The sequence below is a fragment of the Aeromonas sp. QDB39 genome (genome assembly GCF_027707585.1).
Lineage (GTDB): Bacteria > Pseudomonadota > Gammaproteobacteria > Enterobacterales > Aeromonadaceae > Aeromonas > Aeromonas hydrophila.
In genome coordinates this window covers 26,341-51,154 of the sequence record NZ_JAPCIV010000021.1, presented here as the reverse complement: position 1 = coordinate 51,154, position 24,814 = coordinate 26,341, and the positions used below count along the sequence as shown (strand labels likewise).

The 24,814-nt window shown below is 60.6% G+C and carries 25 protein-coding genes; 15 read left to right on the top strand and 10 right to left on the bottom strand.

What is annotated here, in order from left to right; all coding sequences use genetic code 11:
- Positions 1-45 precede the first annotated feature (45 nt).
- Complete coding sequence (locus PG899_RS13750; RefSeq protein WP_077095187.1) at positions 46-1,005, top strand: CYTH domain-containing protein; 960 nt, start codon at positions 46-48, stop codon at positions 1,003-1,005.
- A gap of 111 nt (positions 1,006-1,116) precedes the next feature.
- Here the strand turns inward: PG899_RS13750 and PG899_RS13745 are convergent, their stop codons facing one another.
- Together PG899_RS13745 and lpxL are read right to left on the bottom strand one after the other, a co-directional pair.
- Entirely contained in the window at positions 1,117-1,584 is a 468-nt protein-coding gene (locus PG899_RS13745) for an energy transducer TonB (RefSeq protein WP_042064773.1), read from the bottom strand.
- Positions 1,585-1,736: 152 nt separating this feature from the next.
- Positions 1,737-2,660, bottom strand: coding sequence for an LpxL/LpxP family Kdo(2)-lipid IV(A) lauroyl/palmitoleoyl acyltransferase (gene lpxL / locus PG899_RS13740; RefSeq protein ID WP_077095186.1), 924 nt, complete (start codon positions 2,658-2,660; stop codon positions 1,737-1,739).
- A 305-nt stretch (positions 2,661-2,965) separates the two neighbouring features.
- Here lpxL and hldE point away from each other — a divergent pair, with 305 nt between their 5' ends.
- The gene (hldE, locus tag PG899_RS13735) at positions 2,966-4,393 is read left to right on the top strand and encodes a bifunctional D-glycero-beta-D-manno-heptose-7-phosphate kinase/D-glycero-beta-D-manno-heptose 1-phosphate adenylyltransferase HldE (RefSeq protein WP_016352090.1); all 1,428 of its coding nucleotides are present in this window, start codon (positions 2,966-2,968) and stop codon (positions 4,391-4,393) included.
- Positions 4,394-4,544: 151 nt separating this feature from the next.
- Here hldE and tolC read toward each other — a convergent pair whose 3' ends face one another.
- Positions 4,545-5,870, bottom strand: a complete 1,326-nt coding sequence (gene tolC / locus PG899_RS13730; RefSeq protein ID WP_029302135.1) for an outer membrane channel protein TolC — start codon at positions 5,868-5,870, stop codon at positions 4,545-4,547.
- A 306-nt stretch (positions 5,871-6,176) separates the two neighbouring features.
- Between tolC and nudF the strand changes: the two genes are divergently transcribed.
- From nudF to PG899_RS13670, 12 genes are all read left to right on the top strand, one after another.
- Positions 6,177-6,818 carry an ADP-ribose diphosphatase gene (gene nudF, locus PG899_RS13725; protein ID WP_179101291.1) on the top strand — a complete coding sequence of 214 codons (642 nt, stop codon included), beginning with the start codon at positions 6,177-6,179 and terminating at the stop codon, positions 6,816-6,818.
- 129 nt (positions 6,819-6,947) lie between these two features.
- A complete protein-coding gene (locus tag PG899_RS13720) occupies positions 6,948-7,373 on the top strand; it encodes a DUF1249 domain-containing protein (RefSeq protein ID WP_370539134.1) in 426 nt (141 codons plus the stop codon).
- A gap of 26 nt (positions 7,374-7,399) precedes the next feature.
- Entirely contained in the window at positions 7,400-8,218 is an 819-nt protein-coding gene (cpdA, locus tag PG899_RS13715) for a 3',5'-cyclic-AMP phosphodiesterase (protein ID WP_011707475.1), read from the top strand.
- 9 nt (positions 8,219-8,227) lie between these two features.
- Positions 8,228-8,815: a YqiA/YcfP family alpha/beta fold hydrolase gene (locus PG899_RS13710; protein ID WP_077095184.1), complete on the top strand. Its 588-nt coding sequence runs from the start codon at positions 8,228-8,230 to the stop codon at positions 8,813-8,815.
- A gap of 2 nt (positions 8,816-8,817) precedes the next feature.
- Entirely contained in the window at positions 8,818-9,441 is a 624-nt protein-coding gene (locus tag PG899_RS13705) for an NUDIX hydrolase (protein ID WP_077095183.1), read from the top strand.
- Positions 9,442-9,478: 37 nt separating this feature from the next.
- Entirely contained in the window at positions 9,479-9,880 is a 402-nt protein-coding gene (locus tag PG899_RS13700; protein ID WP_077095182.1) for a GFA family protein, read from the top strand.
- Between the two features lie 117 nt (positions 9,881-9,997).
- Positions 9,998-10,216 carry a DUF1656 domain-containing protein gene (locus PG899_RS13695; protein ID WP_005305321.1) on the top strand — a complete coding sequence of 73 codons (219 nt, stop codon included), beginning with the start codon at positions 9,998-10,000 and terminating at the stop codon, positions 10,214-10,216.
- Complete coding sequence (locus PG899_RS13690) at positions 10,209-11,075, top strand: efflux RND transporter periplasmic adaptor subunit (RefSeq protein WP_077095181.1); 867 nt, start codon at positions 10,209-10,211, stop codon at positions 11,073-11,075. The genes PG899_RS13695 and PG899_RS13690 overlap by 8 nt, the downstream gene beginning before the upstream one ends.
- Before the next feature lies 1 nt (position 11,076).
- A complete protein-coding gene (locus PG899_RS13685; RefSeq protein ID WP_077095180.1) occupies positions 11,077-13,086 on the top strand; it encodes an FUSC family protein in 2,010 nt (669 codons plus the stop codon).
- A gap of 114 nt (positions 13,087-13,200) precedes the next feature.
- Entirely contained in the window at positions 13,201-15,096 is a 1,896-nt protein-coding gene (gene parE, locus PG899_RS13680; protein WP_077095179.1) for a DNA topoisomerase IV subunit B, read from the top strand.
- Between the two features lie 160 nt (positions 15,097-15,256).
- Complete coding sequence (gene parC, locus PG899_RS13675) at positions 15,257-17,548, top strand: DNA topoisomerase IV subunit A (RefSeq protein WP_270697446.1); 2,292 nt, start codon at positions 15,257-15,259, stop codon at positions 17,546-17,548.
- 122 nt (positions 17,549-17,670) lie between these two features.
- The gene (locus PG899_RS13670; protein ID WP_256821905.1) at positions 17,671-18,687 is read left to right on the top strand and encodes an alpha/beta hydrolase family protein; all 1,017 of its coding nucleotides are present in this window, start codon (positions 17,671-17,673) and stop codon (positions 18,685-18,687) included.
- Positions 18,688-18,780: 93 nt separating this feature from the next.
- On the opposite strand, the gene PG899_RS13665 is transcribed toward PG899_RS13670, so the two are convergent.
- On the bottom strand, positions 18,781-19,689 hold the full coding sequence (locus tag PG899_RS13665) for a LysR family transcriptional regulator (protein ID WP_077095176.1): 909 nt from the start codon (positions 19,687-19,689) through the stop codon (positions 18,781-18,783).
- An 87-nt stretch (positions 19,690-19,776) separates the two neighbouring features.
- On the opposite strand from PG899_RS13665, the gene PG899_RS13660 reads away from it, so the two are divergent.
- Positions 19,777-21,021 carry an MFS transporter gene (locus PG899_RS13660; protein WP_077095175.1) on the top strand — a complete coding sequence of 415 codons (1,245 nt, stop codon included), beginning with the start codon at positions 19,777-19,779 and terminating at the stop codon, positions 21,019-21,021.
- Positions 21,022-21,202: 181 nt separating this feature from the next.
- Here PG899_RS13660 and PG899_RS13655 read toward each other — a convergent pair whose 3' ends face one another.
- The 6 genes from PG899_RS13655 to atcJ form a co-directional block, all read right to left on the bottom strand.
- The gene (locus PG899_RS13655; RefSeq protein ID WP_042064827.1) at positions 21,203-21,577 is read right to left on the bottom strand and encodes a hypothetical protein; all 375 of its coding nucleotides are present in this window, start codon (positions 21,575-21,577) and stop codon (positions 21,203-21,205) included.
- Positions 21,578-21,634: 57 nt separating this feature from the next.
- Positions 21,635-21,886 carry a hypothetical protein gene (locus PG899_RS13650; protein WP_026080289.1) on the bottom strand — a complete coding sequence of 84 codons (252 nt, stop codon included), beginning with the start codon at positions 21,884-21,886 and terminating at the stop codon, positions 21,635-21,637.
- 236 nt (positions 21,887-22,122) lie between these two features.
- Positions 22,123-23,025 (bottom strand): cold adaptation protein AtcC, encoded by a 903-nt coding sequence (gene atcC / locus PG899_RS13645; protein ID WP_077095173.1) that lies wholly within the window; start codon positions 23,023-23,025, stop codon positions 22,123-22,125.
- Between the two features lie 11 nt (positions 23,026-23,036).
- On the bottom strand, positions 23,037-23,804 hold the full coding sequence (gene atcB, locus PG899_RS13640) for a cold adaptation protein AtcB (RefSeq protein WP_005343119.1): 768 nt from the start codon (positions 23,802-23,804) through the stop codon (positions 23,037-23,039).
- 12 nt (positions 23,805-23,816) lie between these two features.
- Positions 23,817-24,359, bottom strand: coding sequence for a cold adaptation protein AtcA (atcA, locus tag PG899_RS13635; protein ID WP_045525544.1), 543 nt, complete (start codon positions 24,357-24,359; stop codon positions 23,817-23,819).
- Positions 24,360-24,382: 23 nt separating this feature from the next.
- The gene (atcJ, locus tag PG899_RS13630) at positions 24,383-24,667 is read right to left on the bottom strand and encodes a cold adaptation protein ActJcold adaptation protein ActJ (protein ID WP_005305278.1); all 285 of its coding nucleotides are present in this window, start codon (positions 24,665-24,667) and stop codon (positions 24,383-24,385) included.
- Between the last annotated feature and the right edge of the window lie 147 nt (positions 24,668-24,814).

The window sequence follows — 24,814 nt, the reverse complement described above, 5'->3', positions numbered from 1 at the left end:
CTTAGCATCACGCCCCCCAAAGTTGCCTGCCAGCCCGGAATGACTATGCAAACTGAGATCGAGATAAAGTTTTTTGTCTCCCGAGATATTCGACAGCCTTTTTTCAACCTTCTGAATTCACTGGAAATTATATCCAACTCTCAAGCCGAGCTCGGCAATGTCTATTTTGATACGCCAGCGCTGGATTTGCGCCGCCTGGAGATGGGATTGCGGATCCGTCGCAGCGATGATTTCGCCGAACAGACGATTAAATGTCGGGGCCAGGCGGTGGGCGGATTGCATGCCAGACCCGAATACAATGCCCCGGTCGCTGGCGATATGCCCGCGCTTGACGCTTTTCCTGACGAGATTTGGCCGAGTCTTTCCACACGGGATGCAATCCAGAGCGCCCTGGTGGCCCAGTTTCGTACCGACTTCCTGCGCCGCCACTGGTTGATCGCCTTCGCGGGGGCTGAGATCGAGCTGGCCTGGGATCAGGGGGAGATCGTCGGCGTGCTCGGCAAGAGCCGCATCGACGAGCTGGAGCTGGAGCTCAAATCCGGCGAGGCGAGCGCCCTGTTCGGCTTGGCAGAGCAGCTGGCCGGGCTTGGCGGCCTGCGGCTCGGGGCTCAGTCCAAGGCCCAGCGCGGTTATCGGCTGGCTGGGCTCGGCAAGCCGCTGGCGCTGCAGGCCTTGCCTGCATTGACCGACCTGAGTGCGACCGAGCGGATCGCTCTCGGCCTGCAGCACTGGCAGCATCACGAGCAGTACTGGCTGGAACAGACGGACGCCGAGGCGCAGGGGCTGGCGTTGCAGCAGCTGCGCCTGGGCATGGACCTTATTGCCGAGGCGGCCGGCAGGTTGCCGGCCGTGGACTGGTTGGTTGAGCTGACCCGGTTCGGGCCGCGGCTGGCCTCGGCCGCCGGACAGGCCGACTGGCAGCAGGCGTTGCCGGCCCTGTTCCTTCAGGCCGACTATGTGCGCCTGCAACTGGCCATCGCCGCCTGGCTGCATCGGCAAGAGTGATGAGCCGAGCTGTGTCGCGCCTGCAATTTAAAAAAGGTGAGCCTGGCTCACCTTTTTCTTTGGCTGTCGATGGGGCCAGCGGGGCTGGCAATGGAGGCCTGCGCGGCTGATTCAGACCTGGGTGTAGATCAGCCCGGTACTGCGCACCACGTCTTCCCCCTGGCAGCGCAGTTCCAGTTCGCTGGTGTCGCAGGGCTGGCCGTTGTGCTCGATGCAGAATTCGAAGCGGGTACGGGATTTGACCGGGATGTGCTGCGAGTTGGTGGGGGTGGCCTGCCATTGCCACTGCTGCAGCACGGCGATGGCGGCGTCGCTGAACTGCGGGTCGCTGCTGTCCAGCACCCGGATCTGTTCGGCCCGTCCCGCCGGGTTGATCACGTACTCGAGCGAGCTGCAACCGGTCTGCCCGGCCAGGATGGCCTCTTTGGGGTAGCGGGACTCCATCCGGGTGAGCGGGCTCCACTGGGCGTTCACTTCCTTGAGATCGCTTAAGGGGAGGGAGGTCAGATGGACGTTATGGGTCTGCTGGCTGCAGCCGGTCAATGCGCACAGGGCGCCCAGCAAAAGAGTGGCTTTCATGTTCGCTTCCCTTCGTTATTGGTATTGCTGGCGGGCCGGGGCCCGCCGCTCGGCAGGGCCATTAATAAAATATTCAGCCACGAATGAAAACCCTTTACCGGCAACAGGCCACAAAAAACCGCCTTTCGGCGGCTTTTTCGGTTTTTTCCCACTCAGTAATAGCCCGCATCGTCCGGGTTGGGCCTGGTCTTGAAGCGGCGGTGCAGCCACATGTACTGCTCCGGCGCCTTGCGCACGGCGGCTTCTATCTCGCGGTTGGCACGGGTCGCATCAACCAGGTCGTCACCGCTCGGATAGTCGGCGAGCGGCGCCCCGATATGCAGGGTGTAACCCTCGCTGGTGCGAATGTTGTAGCAGGGCAGGGTGACGGTATTTTTCACCCGCGCCAGGGTGGCAGTGCCGGTGATGGTGGCGGCCTGCTCCACCGCGAAGTAGGGCACGAACACGCTGGCATGGCTGCCGTAGTCATGATCCGGCGCATACCAGAGCGCATCGCCGTTGCGCAGCGCCTTGATCATCCCTTTCACGTCCATCCGGTCCACCAGGTATTTGTTGGAGGCGCAGCGACCGTGGTACTGGGCATACTCCAGCACAGGGTTGGTGTTGGGACGGTAGACGCCGACCCCGGGCCGTACCAGGCCGAAGCAGCGGGCGTTGAGCTCCAGCGTGAGGAAATGGCAGGAGAGCAGCAGCATGCCCTGACCCTTCTCCATGGCGGCGATGACGTGCTCTTCCCCTTCCACCTTCATCAGGTTGCGCATCCGCCAGTCTGGCCAGAACCAGGCCATGCCGACTTCGAAGATGGCGCAGCCCACGCTCTCGAAATTCTGCTTGAGCAGTTTCTCGCGCTCATCCTTGGTCAGCTCGGGCATCGCCAGTTCCAGATTGCGGCGGGCAATCTTGACGCGGGATTTCAGCAGCTTGCGGGCCAGGCTACCGAGCTGGCGTCCCAGCCACATCTGGCTGCGCCAGGGCAGCAGCACCAGCAGCCAGAGCAGGCTGAGGCCGAACCAGCTGGCCCAGTAGCGGGGATGAAACAGGCGGGGTTCGAGGCGGGGAGCATTGTCGTGGGCCATGAAAAGTCTCTTGTTCGCAATCGCCATGCACCGGGCAAGCCCGGTCGAATAAGGGAAGGCGATAAAGGCACGTGGGGATCCTGAACGGATCGTTTTATTCGCAAGCGGGGATTCTAGCCGAAAAGCGGGGTCGGGAGCGAATGGCTATGTGCTGGTCAGAGGGGCTGATGGTGGTTCACTGGCGTGATGGGAATCGTCACTACCGGTTTCTTTAAATGGAAACCGCAGGTTTGCTTTTTCTCCCTCAAATAAAAGAGTGTGATAAAATCGGCGACTGATTTTTCAGGTTTTGAGAGTCGATACAGATGAAGATCACCCTGCCCGAGTTTGAAAAAGCCCGCGTTCTGGTCGTTGGCGATGTCATGTTGGACCGTTATTGGCATGGCCCCACCGGCCGGATCTCGCCCGAGGCACCGGTGCCCGTGGTCAAGGTCGAACACATTGAGGAGCGCCCGGGGGGCGCCGCCAACGTGGCGCTCAACTCCGCCGCGCTGGGCGCCCACGCCGTGCTGCTGGGTCTGACCGGTCAGGATGAGGCCGCCGATGCCCTAGCTGGCCAGATGGCCGGCGTCAAGGTCGCCTGTGACTTCGTTCGTCTGGCCGACTACCCGACCATCACCAAGCTGCGCGTACTGTCGCGCAACCAGCAGCTGCTGCGTCTGGACTTTGAAGAGGCCTTCCACGATGTGGACTCCACCCTGCTGATGGGCAAGGTCGAGCAGGCGCTGCCGCACAGCGACGTGATGATCCTCTCCGACTACGGCAAGGGCGCCCTCAACGACGTGCCCGGCATGATCCAGCGCGCGCGCGCCGCCGGCATCCCGGTGCTGGTCGATCCCAAGGGGACCGATTTCGAGAAGTACCGCGGTGCCACCCTGCTGACCCCCAACATGTCCGAGTTCGAGGCCGTGGTGGGCAAAGTGAAGAGTGAAGAGGAGCTGGTTGCCAAGGGGCTGGAGCTGGTCAAGCGCTTCGAGCTGGAGGCCCTGCTGGTCACCCGTTCCGAGAACGGCATGACCCTGATCCGTGAAGGCCAGCCCGAGCTGCACCTGCCGGCCCAGGCCCACGAGGTGTATGACGTGACCGGTGCCGGTGATACCGTCATTTCCACCCTGGCCACCTCGCTGGCCGCCGGCAAGAGCCTGGACGAAGCCTGTGCCCTGGCCAACACCGCCGCCGGTATCGTGGTCGGCAAACTGGGGACCTCCACCGTCAGCCCGGTCGAGCTGGCAAATGCCCTCTACACCGAGCAGGAGACCGGCTTTGGCGTCATGTCTGAAGCCCAGCTCAAGATTGCCGTGCAGGCCGCCCGTCTGCGTGGCGAGAAGGTGGTGATGACCAACGGCTGCTTCGACATCCTGCACGCCGGTCACGTCTCCTACCTGGCCAATGCCGGCAAGCTGGGGGATCGCCTGATCGTGGCGGTCAACACCGACGAGTCGGTGCGTCGCCTCAAGGGGCCGGGTCGTCCGGTCAATCCGACCGAGCGCCGGATGGCCGTGCTGGCCGCGCTGGGTGCCGTGGACTGGGTGGTGCCCTTCGCCGAGGACACCCCGCAGCGGCTGATCGCCGAGGTGTTGCCGGACCTGCTGGTCAAGGGCGGCGACTACAAGCCGGAAGAGATTGCCGGCTACGCCGAGGTGACCGCCAACGGTGGCGAGGTGCGGGTCCTCAACTTTGAGGATGGCTGCTCCACCAGCGACATCATCAAGACCATCCGCGAACGCGGCTAAGCGCAAAACCCGGCCAAGGCCGGGTTTTTTGATGGGGCAGCCGGGCCGGTGACATGATGTTGCCTGGCTGACTCCTACCAATGCACTCCCGGCGGCGAACAGAGATGAAAAAGGCGACCCTCTGGTCGCCTTTTTGTCGTCATGAACCGGATCAGGATTTGTTCTTGGCCTGAGCGGCGGGCATCAGCCCCTGGTTCACGTCTTCCAGATCCTTCTGTTCCAGCGTGCCGGCGGCCTGCTTGAGGGAGAGGATGCTGAGGATGTAGTTGTAGCGGGCCTCGGAGAGCTTCTGTTTGGCCTGGTACAGCTTGCGGGTGGAGTCCAGCACGTCGACGATGGTACGGGTACCCACTTCGTAACCCGCTTCGGTCGCCTTGAGGGCGCTGTCGGCGGAGATAACGGACTGGCCGTAGGCGCGCACCGAGCCGATGCTGGCGTTCACGTTGTTGTAGGAGGAGCGTACCGTGCTCTGCACGTTGCGGAAGCTGCGCTCCAGCTGTTCGCTGGCGGCCACGTAGTTGAACTGGGACTGCTTGACCTGGGAGGTGGTTGCCCCGCCGCTGTAGAGCGGCAGCTTGAAGTTCAGACCGATGTTGGCCTGATTGGCGTTGCTCTCCGGGTTGCGGATCTCGTCCTTGTAGTCGCTGTAGGTGCTGGAGAGGCCGGCACCCAGATCCAGGGTCGGCTCATGACCGGTCTTGGCCAGATCGATCTGCTCCTTGGCGATGTCCTTGCCGATGCGGGCACTGTGCAGTTGCAGGTTCTTGTCCAGCGCCAGCTCCAGCCACTTGTCGGAGTTGAACGGAGTCTTCTGCGGGCTGAAGCGCTCGGTGTTGAGCACGTCCAGCTGACGGTGGTCGATACCGGTCAGCTCGCGCAGGCTCTCGTAGCTGTTGTCCAGGGTGTTCTCGGCGTTGATCTCGTCCGCCAGCGCCTGATCGCGCTCGGCCTCGGCTTCGTGCACGTCGGTGATGGCGGTCAGGCCCACTTCAAAGCGCTGCTGGGTCTGTTCCAGCTGACGTTCCACTGCGGCCTTGTTGGCGCGCACGAACTCAAGGGTGTCCATCGCCTTGAGCACGTCGAAATAGGCCTGGGCGGTACGCAGCATCAGGTTCTGGATTTCGAGGTTGTAGGTCACGTCGGACTGGGTGGCGCTCTTCTCGGTCAGGCTCAGGTTGACCCAGTTGCTGCGGCGGTAGATGGATTGGTCCAGCGACAGGGAACCGGTGGCGTTGCTGTTGGTCTGGGTATCACCCTTGTTCTGCAGGTAGTTCAGACCGGCGCCCAGGTTGATCTGCGGCAAGAGGGCGGCGCGGGATTCGTTGATCTTCTCGAAGGCCTGGTCACGCTTGGCTTTGGATTCCAGCAGCTGGGTGTCCTTGATCTGGGCCTGTTGGTAGATATCGAGCAGGTTTTCGGCATGGGCGCCGGCGCTGACGCCCAGCAACACCATGGCTGACAAGAGTGTTCTTTTCATAGATCGTTTTAACCTTATGTATTAACCCAAAGCTGTCGCTGGATGAAGGAGGGGTATTGTCACTGAGCAAGCTTGATTTCAGCTTAATCACTCTACTATAAGCAAAATTTTATGATAACTGTCTCTTTTCCAGCGACAGGAACGTCAAGAACGAGGGTGAGTTTTCTCCCCCTCGTGCCTAGCCAAATGTCCTGTGGCTGCTAAAATCCATCCCTCATCTCCGACGGGAGCGAGTGAATGAATGTTCATTCATGTTCCCGGATTTTATGGTCTAACCGAGCCAAGTCAAGCTGGCGGGAGTCTCGTATGTCGCAGCAAGCCTTGCCCCAAACCCGTCACTACTCTGCCGATGACGTGAAAATCATCGATAAATCAGCAGGATATAACGGGTTCTTCAAAGTGAACGTCTATCGTCTGCAGCACAGGTTATTTGCAGGTGGCTGGAATGAGCCCATCGTCCGCGAGCTGTTCGAGCGCGGCCATGCCGCCGCCCTGTTGCCCTACGACCCGGTGCGCGACCAGATCGTGCTGGTGGAGCAGTTTCGCATCGGCGCCATCGAGACCAGTGCCACCCCCTGGCTGCTGGAGCTGGTGGCCGGCATCATAGACCCGGGCGAGGTCGCTGAAGAGGTGGTGCGGCGCGAAGCAGTGGAAGAAGCGGGCATCGAGGTCGGCCGCTGCGAGCACGCCATCAGCTATCTGGTGAGCCCGGGCGGCAGCACCGAGCGTATCGAGGTCTACGTGGGCGAGGTGGATGCCAGCAAGGCCGAGGGGATCCACGGTCTGGCGGAAGAGGGGGAAGACATCCGGGTTCACGTGGTGAGCCGCGAGCAGGCCTATGCCTGGCTCATAGAGGGGCTCATCGACAACGCCGCCTCCGTCATCGCCCTGCAGTGGCTGGCTCTCAATCACGGCGAGCTGCGTGCCCGCTGGCTGGCGGAGCGCTAAGGTGGCGCTCGTTCATTCTCAGGCCAAGTGCTATGTGCCTGATTTGATGTCCTTGCAGCGTACTTGTGAGGTCAACTATCCATGTGCTCGGATTGATGGAGCTGAGAAATGTCGTTAGTCCAGAGCCCGATGAAGCGCTATGTGCCTGATCTGATGTCCTTGCAGCGTACCTGCGAGGTCAACTACATGACCCTGATGAAGCTGTTGCCCCCGGGCGGCAGTGTCGGTGCCGAACGCCGCTATCAGGTGGGCAACGGCCTGCAGTTTCAGCTCACGGTGAGCGAGGAGAGTCGCTTCACCAGCCAGGTGATCCTGGCCCAGCACAACCCGGAATTGCCGAGTTATTTGCAGGCCCGGATAGAGATTCGTTTGTACCATGACGTGCGGATGGCGGAAGTGTGTGCGGCGCAACAGATTTCAAGGTTGCAACCACGTTATGATTATCCCAATAAAAATATGCACCAGCGGGATGAAAAGGAGCAGGTAAACCTGTTTCTGGCCGATTGGCTAAAATTTTGTCTCAGACATGGTACCAGCCTGATAAACATCCTCTAGTTGAACTCATAAAAAGAAGCGTGATTTTGGAAACAGAGCTACCCCAGGCGCAGGACGGCAGTGTGCGCCTGTTGCAAATTACCGACACCCACCTCTTCGCGAGTGCCGAGGGGCGGCTATTGGCCGTGCGCACAGCCGAGAGCCTGGCTGCCGTGCTGGAACGGGTGCAGGCCAATGACCATCCGTTCGATCTGATCCTCGCCACCGGGGATCTCTCCCAGGATCACAGTCCGGAGTCCTACCAGCGCTTCGCCTCCATGATGGCGCCGCTGGCGCGCCCCATCTACTGGCTGCCCGGCAACCACGATGACGGCCCCCTGATGACCGAATACCTGCACGCGGCCGGCATCAGCGAGGCCAAGCAGCTGGTAGGCGAGCACTGGCAGGTGATCCTGCTGGATACCCAGGTGCGCGGCAAACCTCACGGGGTGCTGGGGGATCACCAGCTGGCGGCGCTGGATCAGGCACTGCGCCAGCATCCCGAGCGCCATGCCCTGATCGCCCTGCACCATCAGGCGGTGCCGGTGGGTTGTGCCTGGCTCGATCAGCACAATCTCAAGAATGCCGATGACCTGTTTGCCGTGCTGGCCCGCCACCCGCAGCAGAAGACCATATTGTTCGGCCACGTCCACCAGGAGTTTGACGAGGTGCACCGCGGGGTGCGGCTGATCGCCAGCCCCTCCACCTGCATCCAGTTCAAACCGCTCTCCGATGGCTTCGCGCTGGACGAATCCGGCCCGGGCTGGCGCTACCTCACCCTCTACCCGGATGGCCGCATCGCCAGCCAGGTGTGGCGTCTGCCGGTGGGGCAGTTCGTGCCCGACCCCAATGCCACCGGTTATTGAGGAGTCGCGATGAAGCCCGTACTCCTCTACCTGCACGGTTTCAACTCCTCGCCGGGCTCCGCCAAGGCGCAGCAGATGGCTGCCTGGGTGGCTGAGCACAGACCCGATATCGAGGTGGTGATCCCGGCCCAGCCCAACACCCCGGCGGCGGCCTGGGCGGCCATCGAGCAGACCATTGCCGATCTGCAGAGCCGTTATGGCAACGAGTTCAAGCTTGGCGCCGTGGGCAGCTCCCTCGGCGGCTTTATGGCGACCCGGGTCAGCGAGCGATACGGCTGTCGCGCCGCCCTGATCAACCCGGCGGTGCGCCCGCACGAGCTGCTCTGCGACTACCTCGGCCCCCAGACCAACCCCTACACGGGGGAGCAGTATCAACTGCTGCCTGAACACATGAATGAGCTGCGGGCGCTGGCGGTGCCGGTGAGGGCCCCCGAGCGACTCTGGGTGCTGCAACAGCAGGAAGACGAGGTGCTCGACTACCGCAAGGCGCTGGACGAATACCGTTTTGCCCGCCTCTCGCTGGAGTGCGGCGGCGACCACGCCTTCGTGGCGTTCGAGCGCTACCCCGCCCAGATCGTCCGTTTCCTCGGGCTCTAGCCATGCAGCCGCCGTTGGCCACCTTTCTGGAACAGGTGCTGGCCACGGCGCAAGCGGGCCTCACCTACTCCAACGATCCCTTCGATATCGGCCGTTTCGAGGCGCTGCGAGCGGCCACGGTGGCGCTCATCGCCAGCCAGAGCGAGCTGGCACCGGAAGCCATCAGCGACTGGATCGCCCTCGATCGCGGTTATCCCACTCCCAAGCTCGATGTGCGGGCCTTCATTCAGAACGATGCGGGCCATATCCTGTTGGTGCAGGAGCGCAGCGACGGCTGCTGGACCCTGCCGGGGGGCTGGTGCGACATCGGTGACTCGCCGGCGGGGGCCGTGGTGCGCGAAGTGGTGGAGGAGACCGGCCTCGAATGTCGTGCCGTGCAACTGCTGGCACTGTTCGACAAGCTGAAACACCCTCATCCACCCCAGCTGCCCCACGCTCACAAGGCGTTCTTCCTGTGCGAGGTGACCGGCGGCCAGCTGCTGGGCGAAACCGATGAAACCAAAGGGGCGGGGTACTTCCCCATCGACGACTTGCCCCCGCTCTCCCGCCATCGGGTGGTGGCGTCCCAGCTGCGCACCCTGTATGACCATCTTTTACAGGGGCGGCAGGATACCCTGTTCGATTGATTGGCTCGGAACCTGAACCCGTCTGCAAGGAGGTAGCATGATCAAGCGCATCGGCAATACCCCCATTCAGGAGCGGCACAAAGCCAGCTGCCACTGCGGCGCCGTGGTGCTGGAGCTGACCCTGCCGGACGGCGTGGTGGATCCGCGCCGCTGCGACTGCTCCCTCTGCCGACGCCGGGGTGCCATCGTCGCCTCGGTGCCGCTGTCCGGCATCCGCATCCTGCAAGGGGAGGAGGCGCTGCGCTGCTACCAGTTCAACACCCGCACCGCCAAGCACTACTTCTGCAGCATCTGCGGCATCTACACCCACCATCAGCGCCGCTCCAATCCGGCCCAGTATGGTTACAACCTCGCCTGCCTCGAAGGCGTCAATCCGTTCGAACTGGGCGAGGTGCCACTGCTCGATGGCATCAACCATCCGGCGGATCGGCTGGTCTGACCGACAGGGTCTCATCTGCTCCTGTAGCGCCTTGCGGGGCTGTGATAATCTTGCCAGACCCGCCGCATGGCGGGCCTTGAGTCCGCATAATCTCGCTTGCCAACAGGGAGCCCGCTTGTGACAACTTCAGCACTGCCGGATCTGATCCTGGGCGCCTCTCTCTACTTTCCGCCCCTGTTCAAGGCGGTTCTGCTCGGCCTGCTGGGCTGGCTGCCCGTGCACCACCTGCTGCGTGACTGGCTCTACGGCGGGGATGTCTGGCATCCCCTGCTGATGGATCTCTCCCTGTTTATCCTCGCCGTCAGCGGCGCCCTATGGATATTGCTACATGGCTAAATCACCCCTCGCGACCCTCAAATACTTCTCTACCCTGCTGGTCTGCGCGCTGGCGCTGGCGGCGGGCTGGTGGCTGTGGAACTACTACATGCAGGGGCCCTGGACCCGGGATGGCAAGGTGCGCGCCGAGCTGGTCAGCATCACCCCCGAGGTGTCGGGCAAGATCATCAAGATAGCGGTGAAGGACAACCAGCTGGTGAAGGCGGGGGAGGAGATCTTTACCCTGGATCCCGAGCCCTACCGGATCGCGCTGGACAACGCCCAGGCGGCGCTGGCCAAGGCCAAATCGGATCTCGACAAGGCAGAGCACGAGGCGAACCGGCGCAGCGGCCTGTCGCGCAGCGTCATCTCCGCCGAGGCGGTGGACGAGGCCCGCCTCAATGCCCAGGCGATGAAGGCGGCCTACCAGGTGGCCCAGGCCAATCTGGAGCAGGCCAGATGGTCGCTGGCCAAGACCCGGGTACATGCCGCGAGCGATGGCTACATCACCAACCTGCAGACCCGGGTCGGCAACTATGCCAGCGCCGGGGTGCCGCTGGTGGCACTGGTGGACATCCACTCCTTCTACGTGCAGGGCTACTTCGAGGAGACCAAGCTCAGGCACATAGCGCCGGGCAAACCGGCCGAGGTAGTGCTCTACAGCGGGGAGCAGCGGCTGCGCGGCGAAGTGGAGAGCATAGGGCGCGCCATCCACGATCAGAGCGTGGAGGGGGCCGACAACCTGCTGCTGGACGTCAAACCCAATGTGCCCTGGGTGCGGCTGGCCCAGCGGGTGCCGGTGCGGATCAAGCTGCTGGAGGTGCCGCCCGGGCTGACGCTGATTGCAGGCACCACCTGCACCATCTCCATAGGGGAGTAAGGTGGCCGCCTCGCTCTGGCGCCAGACCCCCTGGGGCAAGGCCAATGGCGGCCAGTGGCGCTACGCCCTGCGCAACAGCCTGGCGATGTGCCTGTCGCTCTGGCTGGCCTTCGTGCTGGAGCTGGACTCCCCCTACTGGGCGATGACCTCAGCCGCGGTGGTGAGCTTTCCCACCGTGGGCGGCGTTATCAGCAAGAGTCTGGGGCGGGTGGTGGGCAGCCTCATCGGTGCCATGGCGGCGGTGGTGATCACCGGCCTTGGCATCAGCGATCCCTGGCTGTTCAGCTTCCTCATCGCGCTCTGGCTGGCGCTCTGTACCTACATCTCCAACCACCATCAGAACAACGTCTCCTACGCCTTTGCGCTGGCGGGCTACACCGCCGCCATCATCGCCTTCTCCTGCGTCAACGTGACCGACCCGCAGCACATCTTCGACATCGCCCAGGCGCGGGTGAGCGAGGTGATCGTCGGCATCCTCTGCGGTGGCCTGCTGATGATGATCCTGCCCAGCACCTCGGATGGGGAAACCCTGCTGCAGTCGCTGCACAAGACCCAGGCCCGCCTGCTGGAACATGCCCAGCTGCTCTGGCTGGGGGAGGCGAGCCCGGAGGTGCGCACTGCCCACGAGGGGCTGATCGGCCAGATCCTCACCATGAACGTGCTGCGCATCCAGGCGGTCTGGAGCCACCATCGGCTGCGTCGCCACAACCGGCTGCTCAACTTCCTGCTGCACCGCCAGCTGCGGCTCATCAGCCTCATCTCCAGCCAGCGCCGCATGCTGCACAACTGGCCGGAGCAACCGGAGGGGCTGCAGGCGTTGCTGGAGCGGCTGCTGGTCGAGCTGGGCCAGCCCGGCTGCGACAAGTACCGCATCGCCCGGCTGCTGGCCCCCTTGGTGCCGACGGCGGCCAGCGATTACCGGCTGCACACCTTCTGGCGACGGCTGCGCCACTTCTGCTGGAGTTATCTGGAGTGTCAGCGCTGGCTGGATCGGCTGGCCCATTACGACGATCAGGAGTGGCCGGCACCGCCGCGCCACTCTTCGCTCACCAGCCACACCGACACGCTGGAGGCGGCCTACAACGGCGGGCGTACCTTCCTCTGCGTGCTGCTGGGCTGCGCCTTCTGGATCCACAGCCAGTGGGATGCGGGCAGCTCGGCGCTGACCCTGCTCTCCATCTGCTGCGTGCTCTACTCGGCCACCCCGGCGCCCGCCAAGGGGGCCAACACCATGCTCAAGGCGATCCTGCTGCTGAGCCTCATCTGCTTCGCGGTCAAGTTCGGCCTGATGATCCGCCTCGACGACTTCTGGCTCTTCTGCGCCCTGCTGTTCCCCGTGCTCATCACCATGCAGCTGTTCAAGCAGCAACAGCCCAGGCAGGCGGTGTTGTGGGGCCAGCTCATCGTGCTGCTCGGCTCCTTTCTCGCCATCACCAATCCGCCGAGCTACGACTATCTGCAGTACATCAACGGCAGCCTGGGGCAGGCGCTGGGGGTGATGAGTGCCGGACTGGCATTCCAGCTGCTGCGACCGAGCTCGGATCGGCGCAAGAGCCGCCGCCTCATCCGCTCCCTGCGCCGCCACTTCATGGATCAGCTGGAGCCGGCCCCGCGCCAGAGCGAGAGCCAGTTCGAATCGCTCATCTATCACTGCATCAGCCAGCTCAGCCAGAGTCAGGATCAGACCGCCCGCCTCTGGGTGCTGCGCTGGGGCGTGGTGCTGCTCAACTGCAGCCACATCGTCTGGCAGCTGCGCCAGTGGCGCGGCGAGGATCAGCCCCTCTACCTGGTGCGCGACAACTGCATCCGCTCTCTGCAGGGGATCCTCACCGAGCAGGGGGTGCAGCACGCCTCCCTAGATCGCACCCTGGCCGAGCTGCAGCGGATCAGCGCAGCCCTGGCCAACCACAGGGAGTCGACGGCGCGGGAGCTGGCCGGCATGGTGTGGCGGCTGCACAGCTCGCTCTCCCAGTTGCAGCAGGCGCTGCCGGTGGCGGCCGAGGCGCGCTGAACGGGCCGGCGGGGCAACTTACCCCGTCCGGATCAAGCTTTGCCGCCGCCGGGTTTGTCCAATACCCTCCCAACGAGTAAGATTCTCCCCAAACGTCAATTCGCAAGGCCCTCCATGTCTACTCAATACAATGCGGATGCCATTGAGGTCCTCAATGGCCTTGAACCGGTGCGTCGCCGCCCCGGCATGTATACCGACACCACCCGGCCCAATCACCTCGGTCAGGAGGTCATCGACAACAGCGTCGACGAAGCGCTGGCGGGCCACGCCCGTACTCTGGAGGTGACCCTGTATGAAGATCAGTCCCTCGAGGTGATCGACGACGGTCGCGGCATGCCGGTCGACATCCACCCGGAGGAAGGGGTGTGCGGGGTGGAGCTGATCCTCTGCAAGCTGCACGCGGGCGGCAAGTTCTCCAACAAGAACTACCAGTTCTCCGGCGGTCTGCACGGGGTGGGCATCTCGGTGGTGAACGCCCTCTCCGAGCGGGTCGAGGTGACGGTGCGCCGTGACGGCCAGGTCTACGACATCGCCTTCGAGAAGGGTGAGAAGGTGCAGGAGCTGACCATCACCGGCACCTGCGGGCGCCGTAACACCGGCACCCGGGTGCGCTTCTGGCCGGAAGCCCACTACTTCGATTCTCCTAGGTTCTCGGTCTCCAAGCTGGAACACCTGCTCAAGGCCAAGGCGGTACTCTGCCCAGGTCTGACCATCAAGTTCCTCGACAAGAACACCGGCATCAAGCTGGAGTGGTGCTATGAAGACGGCCTCAAGGATTACCTGGTCGACGCGGTCAAGCAGTTCACCTGCCTGCCGGAGCAGCCCTTTGTCGGCGCCTTCAGCACCGAGCAGTCGGCGGTGGACTGGGCCCTGTGCTGGTTGCCGGAAGGGGGGGAATGCCTCGCCGAATCCTATGTGAACCTGATCCCCACCGCCCAGGGCGGTACCCACGTCAACGGTTTGCGCCAGGGCCTGCTCGACGCCATGCGCGAGTTCTGCGAGTTCCGCAACCTGTTGCCGCGCGGGGTCAAGCTGACCCCGGAAGATATCTGGGATCGCTGCGCCTACATCCTCTCCATCAAGATGCAGGATCCGCAGTTTGCCGGCCAGACCAAGGAGCGGCTCTCCTCGCGCCAGAGTTCGGCGTTTGTCTCCGGCGTGGTGAAGGATGCCTTCAGCCTCTATCTGAACAGCAACACCGAGCTGGCCGAACAGCTGGCCGAGCTCTGCATCTCCAGCGCCCAGCGCCGGATGCGCGCCGCCAAGACGGTGGTGCGCAAGAAGATAACCCAGGGCCCGGCCCTGCCCGGCAAGCTCACCGACTGTAACTGCGCCGACCCCATGCAGGGGGAGCTGTTCCTGGTGGAGGGTGACTCCGCGGGCGGCAGTGCCAAGCAGGCGCGGGATCGCGAGTTTCAGGCCATCATGCCGCTGCGCGGCAAGATCCTGAACACCTGGGAGGTGGAGGCCGGTCAGGTGCTCGCCTCGCAAGAAGTGCACGACATCTCGGTGGCCATCGGGCTCGACCCGGACTCGGAAGATCTCTCCGGCCTGCGCTACGGCAAGGTGTGCATCCTGGCGGATGCGGACTCGGACGGTCTGCACATCGCCACCCTGCTCTGCGCCCTGTTCGTGAAACACTTCCGCGCGCTGGTCAATCAGGGCCACGTCTATGTGGCCATGCCGCCCCTCTACCGGATCGATATCGGCAAGGAGGTCTACTACGCCCTCGACGAGGACGAGAAGAACGGCGTGCTGCAGCGGGTCGAAGCCGAGAAGAAGAAAGGCAAGGTGATGGTGACCCGATTCAAGGGGCTGGGTGAGATGAACCCGAAACAGCTGAGAGAAACCACCATGGATCCCAACACCCGCCGTCTGGTGCAGCTCACCATGGGGCCAGAGGCCGAGGGGGACGAGACCCTGCAGCTGATGGACATGCTGCTGGCCAAGAAGCGGGCGAGCGATCGCCGCGAGTGGCTCGAAGAGAAGGGCAACCTCGCCATCATCTAAGCCGTTGACCGGCCCTGTCGGGGCCGGCAAGCATTTAGCCGGAGTCGCCCTGTGGCGGCTCCCAAACCGAAAGAGATAATCACATGAGTGATGCTATCGAGCTCAGTCTGTGGATGAAGTAGAGCGCCAACCGGCTCTATAACCGAAAGAGAACAAATCTATGAGCGATCTAGAGCTCAGTCTGGACGGGGTAGAGCGCCAGCCAATGCGCACCTTCACCGAGCAGGCTTACTTGAACTACTCCATGTACGTCATCATGGATCGGGCCCTGCCGCATATCGGCGACGGCCTCAAGCCCGTGCAGCGGCGCATCATCTACGCCATGAGCGAGCTGGGTCTGTCGGCGCTGTCAAAGCACAAGAAATCCGCCCGTACCGTGGGTGACGTGCTGGGTAAGTACCACCCCCATGGCGACATCGCCTGTTATGAAGCCATGGTGCTGATGGCCCAGCCCTTCTCCTACCGCTACCCGCTGGTGGACGGTCAGGGCAACTGGGGTGCGCCGGACGATCCCAAATCCTTCGCCGCTATGCGTTATACCGAGGCGCGGCTGTCGCGCTTCTCCGAGCTGCTGCTCTCCGAGCTGGGCCAGGGTACGGTGGAGTGGACGCCGAACTTCGACGGCACCATGAAGGAGCCGGTGGTGCTGCCCGCCCGCCTGCCGCACATCCTGCTCAACGGGGTGACCGGCATCGCGGTGGGGATGGCGACCGACATCCCGCCCCACAACGCGCGGGAAGTGGCCCACGCCTGTGTGGAGCTGCTGGACAACCCCAATGCCGGCCTGGATGCCCTGATGGCCCATGTGCAGGGACCGGACTACCCGACCAACGCCGAGATCATCACGCCGCGCGACGACATCCGCAAAATCTACGAGACCGGCAAGGGCTCCATCAAGCAGCGGGCGGTGTGGAGCGAAGAGGATGGCGACATCGTCATCACCGCGCTGCCCCATCAGGCTTCCGGCGCCAAGATCATGGAACAGATCGCCGCCCAGATGGTGGCGAAAAAGCTGCCCATGGTCACCGATCTGCGCGATGAGTCGGACCACGAAAACCCGACCCGTCTGGTGATAGTGCCGCGCTCCAACCGGGTGGACGTGGAGGGGCTGATGGCCCACCTGTTCGCCACCACGGACTTGGAGAAGAACTACCGGGTCAACCTCAACATCCTGGGTCTGGACAACCGGCCCCAGGTGAAAGACCTCAAGACCATCCTCACCGAGTGGCTGAGTTTCCGCCGCGAGACGGTGCGCCGTCGCCTGCAGTATCGCCTCGACAAGGTGCTGGCCCGCCTGCACATCCTCGAAGGTTTGCTCATTGCCTACCTCAACATCGACGAGGTGATCGAGATCATCCGCACCGAGGAAGAGCCGGGCCGGGTGATGATGGAGCGCTTCAACATCAGCGAGACCCAGGCCGAGGCGATCCTCGAGCTGAAACTGCGCCACCTGGCCAAGCTCGAAGAGTTCAAGCTGCGCGCCGAACAGAACGAACTGGCCGAAGAGCGCGACAAGCTGGAACTGATCCTGGGTTCCGAGCGCCGTCTCAGCACCCTGCTGAAGAAAGAGATCCTGGCAGATGCCGAGAAGTACGGTGACGATCGCCGCACCCCGCTGGTGGAGCGCGCCACCGCCGTGGCTCTGACCGAGAAGGAGCTCACCCCGAGCGAGCCGGTCACCGTGATCCTCTCTGACAAGGGCTGGGTGCGCGCCGCCAAGGGCCACGACGTGGATGTGGAGGGTCTCTCCTACAAGGCGGGGGACGGTTATCTGGCCCACGCCCATGGCCGCAGCAACCAGCAGGCGGTGTTCCTCTCCACCCTGGGGAGAACCTACTCGCTGGAGGCCCATACCCTGCCCTCCGCCCGCAGTCAGGGTGAGCCGCTCACCGGCCGCTTCGCGCTGGGGGCTGGTGAAGAGGTGCGTCATCTGGTGATGGGGAACGAAGGCGAGCCGTATCTGATCTGTTCCGACGCCGGTTACGGCTTCGTCTGCAAATATGACGACCTGATCGGTAAGAACAAGAACGGCAAGGCGCTGCTCACCGTGCCGGAAGGGGGTCTGGTGATGGCACCTCAGAAGATAGGCGCGCCGGACACCGATCTCTGCATGGCCATCTCCAACGAAGGGCGCATGCTGCTGTTCCCGCTCAATACCCTGCCGGTGCTCGGCAAAGGCAAGGGCAACAAGCTGATCAGCATCCCCTCGGCACGGGTGAAGGCGCGAGAGGAGTTTGTGGTGATGGCCGCCGTCATTCCGCAGGGCCAGTCGGTGACCCTGTTTGCCGGCAAGCGCAAGCTGACCCTCAAGCCAGCTGACCTTGATTACTACCGCGGCGAGCGCGGCCGCCGTGGTGCCAAACTGCCTCGTGGTCTGCAGCGGGTCGATCGCATCGAGATTGAAACCGTCGCCGGCGCAGAACCGGCAGCCGGGGAAAATCAGGAAGGGTAGTCAACGGATCTATACAAGATGGGAGCGAATTATTCGCTCCCATTTTTTTGTGAAAAATGACTCCTCATGGGGATAGTGGTAGCGTGTCGTCCCAATGTCGATTGGATCAGAAAGGATATCTGATGAGGCTTCTTTTTCGTTATTTTTTACTTTGTGCAATATGTACGTGCAGTGCCTTGCCATCCTTCGTCGTATCGGCTGAATATACAGGGTTTAAGCGTCTCATAGTGACTGATCCTGTAGGTGAAAAGCCTATGGATGCCGTATATTTCTATCCCGGTGTGGCCGCAGAAAAAACACCAAGTACGATAGGCCCTTATCAAATAGCGGCACAAAAGGCGCTGAATATAGTACCAGGCCGCTATCCAGCCATAGTGATCTCACATGGCAACGCCGGTAGTTTATGGAGTCATCATGACCTTGCCACGACTCTGGCTCGGCAGGGAAATATTGTTATTACCCTCACGCATCCTGGTGATAACTACAAGGATCAGACAGGGGCAGGGGCCATTAGTTCCTGGTATGGTCGTCCATTACAAATATCTGCCGTTATTACTGCTGCGACCAATGATATTGAACTAGCTAAATATATTGATAAAGATAAGATAGCATTTATTGGTTTCTCTGCCGGTGGAGCAACAGGATTGTTGTTGAGAGGAGGAGATATTGATGCAGGACGCTATGAAAATTATTGTCGTAAATATGACATGAGTGCCATATGTTCAAACAAAGGGGTAATGATAAATGACCATCCTGGTCTAGTTGTGCACCCCGATTCTAGGATAAAGGCATGGGTTTTCATGGCTCCGGTGAGCATGGCATTCGCTCCCGGCTCACTCAGAAGAGTGATTGCCCCTACCCTTATTTTTACTGGTGATAAGGATGAAGAGCTTTCTTGGAAAGAAAATGCCAGAGACCTGGCCACCACGTTGGCTGCAGAAAAAGAATTTCAGGTAATACACAATGCCGGTCATTTTGTTTTTCTCTCTCCATGCTCTGCTCAATTAAATAAACTGGCACCAGCTATTTGTAATGATGCACCAGGAGTAAACAGAGATGATATACACACGATAATTAACGGTAAAATTTCTGAATTTCTCAGCAGAGCGTGGCTTAAAGTGAAAGAGCCGCGGGTCTGATGGGAAAGAGTAATCAGCGTTCGAGAACGATGGCCGCCGGGTTTTGGTATCTTGCAAAGCCGATGTTACCAACTGAGGCTTTACCGGTATTAGTTACTGATAACTAATGATGTTTTGCCGTATAAAGTCAATAAATACGCGCGTTTTAGCCGGTAGATATTGTCGATTTGCATAAACAGCAAACAACTGCAATGGGGCAGCGGGTAATTCAAGTTCAATCTCAACCAGGCTGCCATCATCAATAAACTCCTGGCAAGACATCTTGGCAAGAATGGCAAATCCGACCCCGGCGAGCGCGGCTTTTAGCGCCAGTTCACCACTATTGACACGGTAATGTTCATTGACCTGAACGGTGGAAAATTCAACGTCGGGACGAGCGAACTGCCAAGGCATTCCCTTCAGGGCGTTTACCGTGGTGATACAGGGAAGGTCTTGTAGCTGTGTCGTGTGGCTGGGAAGCCCGCACCGCTGAATAAGAGCCGGAGAGCCAACCACGGTACAAGGAATGGTGGTCAGATGGCTGGCGATATAATCGCTGTCATCCAGCTTTCCTCTGTGAATGATGACGGCTATGTCCAGGTCTTCTCTTAATGTCTCAAATCCTGACAGGTTGGTAATACAGCTGATCTTTATTTCGGGATGCTGACAGGCAAAGTCCGCTATCGCGGTACCGAGCAGTCTGGGGCCGGCTTCATTGGGAATGCACAGGCGCAGTGGCCCTTTCAGCTGAATCTGCTGTGATGTCAATTCAGCCTCGGTTTGCTCCAGTGATTCCAGCAAGGGTTTTACTCGGGTATAGAGCAGCTGACCAGCCTGAGTGAGTTTCATATGCCGAGTACTGCGTTCAATAAGCTGGAGTGACAGTCTCTCTTCCAGCTGAGCAATACTTCTGCTGATGTTTGAGGTCGGTATTTCAAGGGTTTTGGATGCGCCGACAAAACTGCCTTGTTCAACTACCGCAATAAATATTCTTGATGAAGTAAAGTCCAGGCCGGTGCGCATCTATTGTCCCTGATGTGATAACAGTCTGTGCCATTCTAAAGGATAAAAATAGATGATGGTAGTAGGTATGCTGTCTGTCTCCAAATATTGAGCATGGACACTATGATGTCAGAAAAAGACAAGGCAGGTAAGACACCTTATTTTAATGGTGCAGTGATGGATGTGGGTAGCGTTTGGCTGGCTGCCTTTATTCAATTGGTGAGTGCGCTGGACTTTATGATGATCATGCCGCTTGGACCTGATTTATCTCGCGCGCTAGATATCAGTCCAACCTATATAGGATATTTGGGGGGAGGATATGCACTTGCCGCCGCATTATCATCTTTATTATGTGCCAGATATATTGATCGATTTGATAGAAAAAAGGTGGCATTGCTCTCATTGCTGGGCGTCACACTATCCACCTGGGCCTGCACCTTGGCGTGGAATATGGAAAGCTTGTTCTTTACCCGTTTGTTGGCAGGTATATTTGCCGGTCCGGCAACGTCGATAGCAATGGCGATCGTCGTGGATGCCACGCCAGTACCACAACGTGGTCGAGCGATGGCGATAGTGATGGGGGCTTTCTCGTTGTCAGCCATTGCCGGTGTGCCCTTGGGATTGGAATTGGCCATGTTGAAAGGGTGGAGCGCACCTTTTTATGTCGTCGGGGGGGTGGGCTTGTGCGTCAGCGTGATGGTATTTATGCGGCTGCCGAATATGACTTCCCACTTAGGGCAACACCAAAAGGTTTTTTCAATCACGGCTATGTTGAAACGAGCCGTGGTGTGGCATGCATTTATGGCAATCGGATTGGCTATTTTCAGCACCTTCCTTATTGTTCCGAACATGGCGGCCTATTTTCAGTTCAATCTCGGTGTGCCTCGCAGCGATATGAGTCAGTACTATGTCATGGGCGGTGTTCTCAGCGTGATCGCGATGCAGTTGGGTGGTTATTTGATGGACCGCGTTGGCGCAGTGCGTATCACGTTGTGGGCAGGGGGATTGATTATCGCCATTGTCTGGGATGGTTTCTTGGGGTCCCCCTTGTTGCCGACTATGGTCATTTTTACCTTGTTCATGGTGGTGACATCGACACGGACGATCACGGCTGCTGCTGTTAATAGCCAGGTCGCAGAGCCCGGGGAACGAGCAGGGTTTATGTCATTGCAGAATGTGTTCCAGCATATATTCAGCGGTTCGGCCGCCGTCGTCTCTTCGATGCTGTTGACGGATGTCGATGGTCACTTGGGCAATATGGCTACCCTGGCCTGGCTGGTGATAGCGCTGACGCTGGTGCAACCCGTCTTTCTTTATCGGCTGCTTAAACGGTTATGTGTGGTGACCGCTTAGCGTCATGTTTTATTTATAACGAAGTGGCAGGGCCGCAGGTTTGATTGGCGAAGCGTGATCAGATAAGCGTGAAAGCCGGTTGCTGCAATATGTTTAGTGCCCCTCTCTCGTTTGGAGAGGGGCAGCGTGAAGGAAAGTAACCGTTGGGCGCCGTCAACAAGGCGAATTGCACTGCCGCAAATCAGTTGTCGAAATTCCACTGTATGGGCAGCTCAAGATCGAATATCAGCTGATCCCCGTCGAGGCGAAAGGCCACGCTGGTTTGGTGCTGGTCATATTCATCGATCAGCCGGCAGCTCTCGGCGAAGTTGGATTCGTAGCTGAGGCGCGCACTGCCGCCGGTGTGAGCCCCGTCGAGTTCCACCACCAGTACCCGCAGCGGGTCTTTCTGACTGAGCTTGACCCGGCTGTCACCCACATCCACCAGCCGCTCCAGCAGGGGGAAGAAATCCTGCTTGTGGGTCTCTATCGCCCGTGCGATGGCCTGCTCCAGCTCGGCGTGGCTGGCAAGGGTGCCATTCAGGGTGTAGCGGGTCTGTATCCTTTCCTGGGTCATAAACTGTTCCTCTCGGGGTTGCCGGCGGGCGCTTCTCCCTTGGCTGCGATGGGGCGCTCAGGCGGGGATGCGGCCATTGCGCACCAGGGCCCGGCGGATGTTCTTGCACATCTTGCCGAAGCGCTGGATCTCGTCGAAGGAGGGCGGAATGCCGCGATCGATCTGATATTGCCAGTAGCAGAGGTCCGTATCCACCAGCTCCATCAGCTTCTTGGGGCAGCCGATGCAGGTGTTGTCCGGCCCGCATTTGAAGGTATCCGGTTGATAGAGGGGAAATTCCGCCTTCACGGCGTCGATGATCTGCTGCATCGCGGTAATGCGGTCCGGCTTTCTACTCACTGCTCGTTCCCCGGCTCTGGTATGGGGGAGTCATTATATCCTTGCCAAAAATGGGGCCAATGACGCTTACGGGGTAGTTTTCTACCGAGGGCGGCGGCCATGACAAGGGTTTCTGCTGCCAGCGGGATGGCGGATAGCACAACGCCCGGCAAGCCGGGCGTTGTGGGGAGGAGCGGTGGGGGCCGTCCTGCAGGGTGCATGGCCCCTTAGAAGTCGTGATAGAGCGGCCAGCCGAGCAGCGGGTGCTTGAGACCGGCGCGCATCTCCATGTTGTCGAGCTTCTCCGGTGAGGCGTTTTCTTTTTGCAGCAGCTGGTACTGGCGCACAAAGCCGAGGGTGTGCAGCAGGTTGGGCACAAAGCCCGGGCTCAGCTCCTGGCGCAGGGCGGCGGCCATGTCGGCGGGCAGCGCATTCAGCATCAGGGCGAGCTGGGCGGCGAGGTAGTCGGTGTCATACCAGCTCTCGTCGAGCTCAATCTCTCGCGCCAGTTTGCGCTTGAGATCCTGCTTCACCTTGAGCGGGGCGGCGCCACTGCCCTTGCCGCAGAGGATGCGGTAGAGCAGCGCTTCGGCCAGCTTGTCCTCCATGGTGGGGTGGTCGCTCTCGCAGGCGAAGAAGTGCTGGTCGATGAGTGCCATCAGGCGACTCTTGTTGTGCTCGGTCAGCGCCTTCTCGTACTCCTGCCACCCTTGCCACTCCTCCACATCGGGCGGGCTCGAGATCTTGTCCAAGAGCCGCGCATCCACGTCACCGTAGAGGCTGTTGCCAGCCTGCTTGGGGCTGACGGTGATGAGCATTGACCAGCCCTTCTGAAACGGCTTGATGGGGCCTTCCGGCGCCTGCAGCAGCGCCAGCGCCTTGGCCGGATCCCGCGCCGAGAGCTCCTGCAGGCCGAGGCTCACCACGCCGATGACGTCGTGGGCGGCCTGCTCCAGCAGGTGCATCTTGTACTTGTTGTAGTACTTGTCGGCAAATTTGAGGCTCATCAGCACCGCCTTGCCCTTGATGGCGGCCAGCTGTTGCTCGGTCAAACGTTCATTGTCGCGGCCAAAGCGCAGCACCTGGGTCAGAAAGGGGCCCAGGTTGGCATCGCGAATGACTAACTGCATGAATGGGCTCCTTAATCCAGAAAGCTGAACATGTCGTCGACGTCGCCGTACTCGTCTTCCTCGACCTTGTTCTTCTCTTTGGCCTGCATCACCAGCTCGGCGGCAAACTTGTTGATGATGCCGTCCCAGCTGGAGTGCTCATTGCGCAGCAGCGCCTTGATGGCTTTCTCCACCTCGGGGGCCAGCTCGCGAATGAGCATCAAGAGGCTGCGCGGGTCGTCCAGCGCATAGTCGTGGACATCTTCGCTCTGCTGGCGCTCGCTGTAGCGCAGGGACTCTTCAAGGTCTTCCTCTTCGGCGTGCAGCACGTCGCGATAGCCCTCGTCCTCTTCATAGCGATCGCCGCGATAGAACTCGATAAAGGGGATGGCGAGGTAGAAGAGACCTGCCGGGTCTTCGGCCACGCACTCGAGGATCTCGCGCTGCTTGGCCTCGCTATCCTGGGTGCGGATCAGGTAGTTGAGGAAGTCGAAGGTGTGCTGTTGCAGCTCATCGGCGTTGTTCTTGATCGCCTCTTCCCAGTAGAGCGGCTGCTGGCAGACGATGTCGCGGATCCGCTCCGGGGTCATCAGCTCGGAGATGATGGAGGGGAAGGAGATATCGTGCTGGCCGTTAATCTGGGTCAGGGTAACGATATCAATATTTTCAATCACTTCTGCCAGCTGGTCGTCAGACATGGTCTTGGCGATCAGCTCGAACTTTTCGCTGGCCTGCTTCGGCTCGATAACGGCCAGCTCTTTGATCTCGATGGCGGTAATTTCTATCAGACTGTTGCTCATGCCTTGCCCCAATTAGAAACGGACTTCGTCGTACATATCCTGCTCGCCCTGGTCATCACCATAGCGGTCGCTGCCGCCGTGGTAGTCGGCGTCGGCATCTTCCCCGTCTTCCTCTTCTTCATCGCGCAGCTCATAGTCGTCATCACCGCGGTGGCTGCCGCGCGGGAGCGGGTTGTCGAGCAGGAACAGCACGGCGCAGGCTTCCATCAGCTGATCTTCGCTCTGGGCCCGCACCGCCTTGACCAGCGGCAGGACGGCGTTGTTGAAGCCGACGCTCACCTTGAACTCGTCCCAGGAAGGCTGCTCGCCGCTGGCGAGCCACTTGTTCCACTGCGACTTGGCCTTGGCCGGGAACTGCACCCGGCCATAGAGGGCGAGCGGCAGGTATTCGGGCATGAACTCCAGCATGCTCATGTCGGCCAGCAGCAGGGCCTTCATCTGGTCGGTGAACTGCTCGAGTCCCTTGGGGTCGTCCTGATCCCGGTAGGATTCGATGTTTTCACTGGCATCGCTTTGCAGGGCCTTGAGCCGTGCCTGGTCCCATTTATTTTGCATAGTCGCTCTTCTTGCCTGGTGGCTCAGGGGTAGAACTGGTCCCACATCTCCTGCATGGCAGCAGCGGGATCGGTCACGATGACGTTGTTGAAATCCTTGATAAAGGCGGCCCGCTGTTTCGGATCGGACAGCACTTCATAAGCCTGCTTTACCTGGTGCAGCTTGAGGGCTGCCTGCTCTTTCTCTTCTTCGCTCGCCCCGTGCAGCTTGTCGGGGTGGTACTGGTTCGACAGCCGTCGATAGGCTTTCTTGATGTCGTTTTCACTGGCGTTGGACTTGACGCCCAACACCCGGAAGTAGTTGTTCATGACGGATCCTGCCTCACTGGCATCGTGGAATTGACCCTGCGCTGGCCTGGCGGCGGGGCTCTTGGCAAACCAGGCTCGGCAAAAACCCGACATTTTAACGCAAACAGGCCGCCATCGCCATGGATAGGAAGCGAACAGATGGGCGTG

Coding starts and splice junctions, on each gene's coding strand:
- PG899_RS13750 (WP_077095187.1), top strand. CDS start 46: ATGCAAACTGAGATCGAGATAAAGTTTTTTGTCTCCCGAGATATTCGA.
- PG899_RS13745 (WP_042064773.1), bottom strand. CDS start 1,584: ATGAAAGCCACTCTTTTGCTGGGCGCCCTGTGCGCATTGACCGGCTGC.
- lpxL (WP_077095186.1), bottom strand. CDS start 2,660: ATGGCCCACGACAATGCTCCCCGCCTCGAACCCCGCCTGTTTCATCCC.
- hldE (WP_016352090.1), top strand. CDS start 2,966: ATGAAGATCACCCTGCCCGAGTTTGAAAAAGCCCGCGTTCTGGTCGTT.
- tolC (WP_029302135.1), bottom strand. CDS start 5,870: ATGAAAAGAACACTCTTGTCAGCCATGGTGTTGCTGGGCGTCAGCGCC.
- nudF (WP_179101291.1), top strand. CDS start 6,177: ATGTCGCAGCAAGCCTTGCCCCAAACCCGTCACTACTCTGCCGATGAC.
- PG899_RS13720 (WP_370539134.1), top strand. CDS start 6,948: ATGAAGCGCTATGTGCCTGATCTGATGTCCTTGCAGCGTACCTGCGAG.
- PG899_RS13710 (WP_077095184.1), top strand. CDS start 8,228: ATGAAGCCCGTACTCCTCTACCTGCACGGTTTCAACTCCTCGCCGGGC.
- PG899_RS13705 (WP_077095183.1), top strand. CDS start 8,818: ATGCAGCCGCCGTTGGCCACCTTTCTGGAACAGGTGCTGGCCACGGCG.
- PG899_RS13700 (WP_077095182.1), top strand. CDS start 9,479: ATGATCAAGCGCATCGGCAATACCCCCATTCAGGAGCGGCACAAAGCC.
- PG899_RS13690 (WP_077095181.1), top strand. CDS start 10,209: ATGGCTAAATCACCCCTCGCGACCCTCAAATACTTCTCTACCCTGCTG.
- parE (WP_077095179.1), top strand. CDS start 13,201: ATGTCTACTCAATACAATGCGGATGCCATTGAGGTCCTCAATGGCCTT.
- parC (WP_270697446.1), top strand. CDS start 15,257: ATGAGCGATCTAGAGCTCAGTCTGGACGGGGTAGAGCGCCAGCCAATG.
- PG899_RS13670 (WP_256821905.1), top strand. CDS start 17,671: ATGAGGCTTCTTTTTCGTTATTTTTTACTTTGTGCAATATGTACGTGC.
- PG899_RS13665 (WP_077095176.1), bottom strand. CDS start 19,689: ATGCGCACCGGCCTGGACTTTACTTCATCAAGAATATTTATTGCGGTA.
- PG899_RS13655 (WP_042064827.1), bottom strand. CDS start 21,577: ATGACCCAGGAAAGGATACAGACCCGCTACACCCTGAATGGCACCCTT.
- PG899_RS13650 (WP_026080289.1), bottom strand. CDS start 21,886: ATGCAGCAGATCATCGACGCCGTGAAGGCGGAATTTCCCCTCTATCAA.
- atcC (WP_077095173.1), bottom strand. CDS start 23,025: ATGCAGTTAGTCATTCGCGATGCCAACCTGGGCCCCTTTCTGACCCAG.
- atcB (WP_005343119.1), bottom strand. CDS start 23,804: ATGAGCAACAGTCTGATAGAAATTACCGCCATCGAGATCAAAGAGCTG.
- atcA (WP_045525544.1), bottom strand. CDS start 24,359: ATGCAAAATAAATGGGACCAGGCACGGCTCAAGGCCCTGCAAAGCGAT.
- atcJ (WP_005305278.1), bottom strand. CDS start 24,667: ATGAACAACTACTTCCGGGTGTTGGGCGTCAAGTCCAACGCCAGTGAA.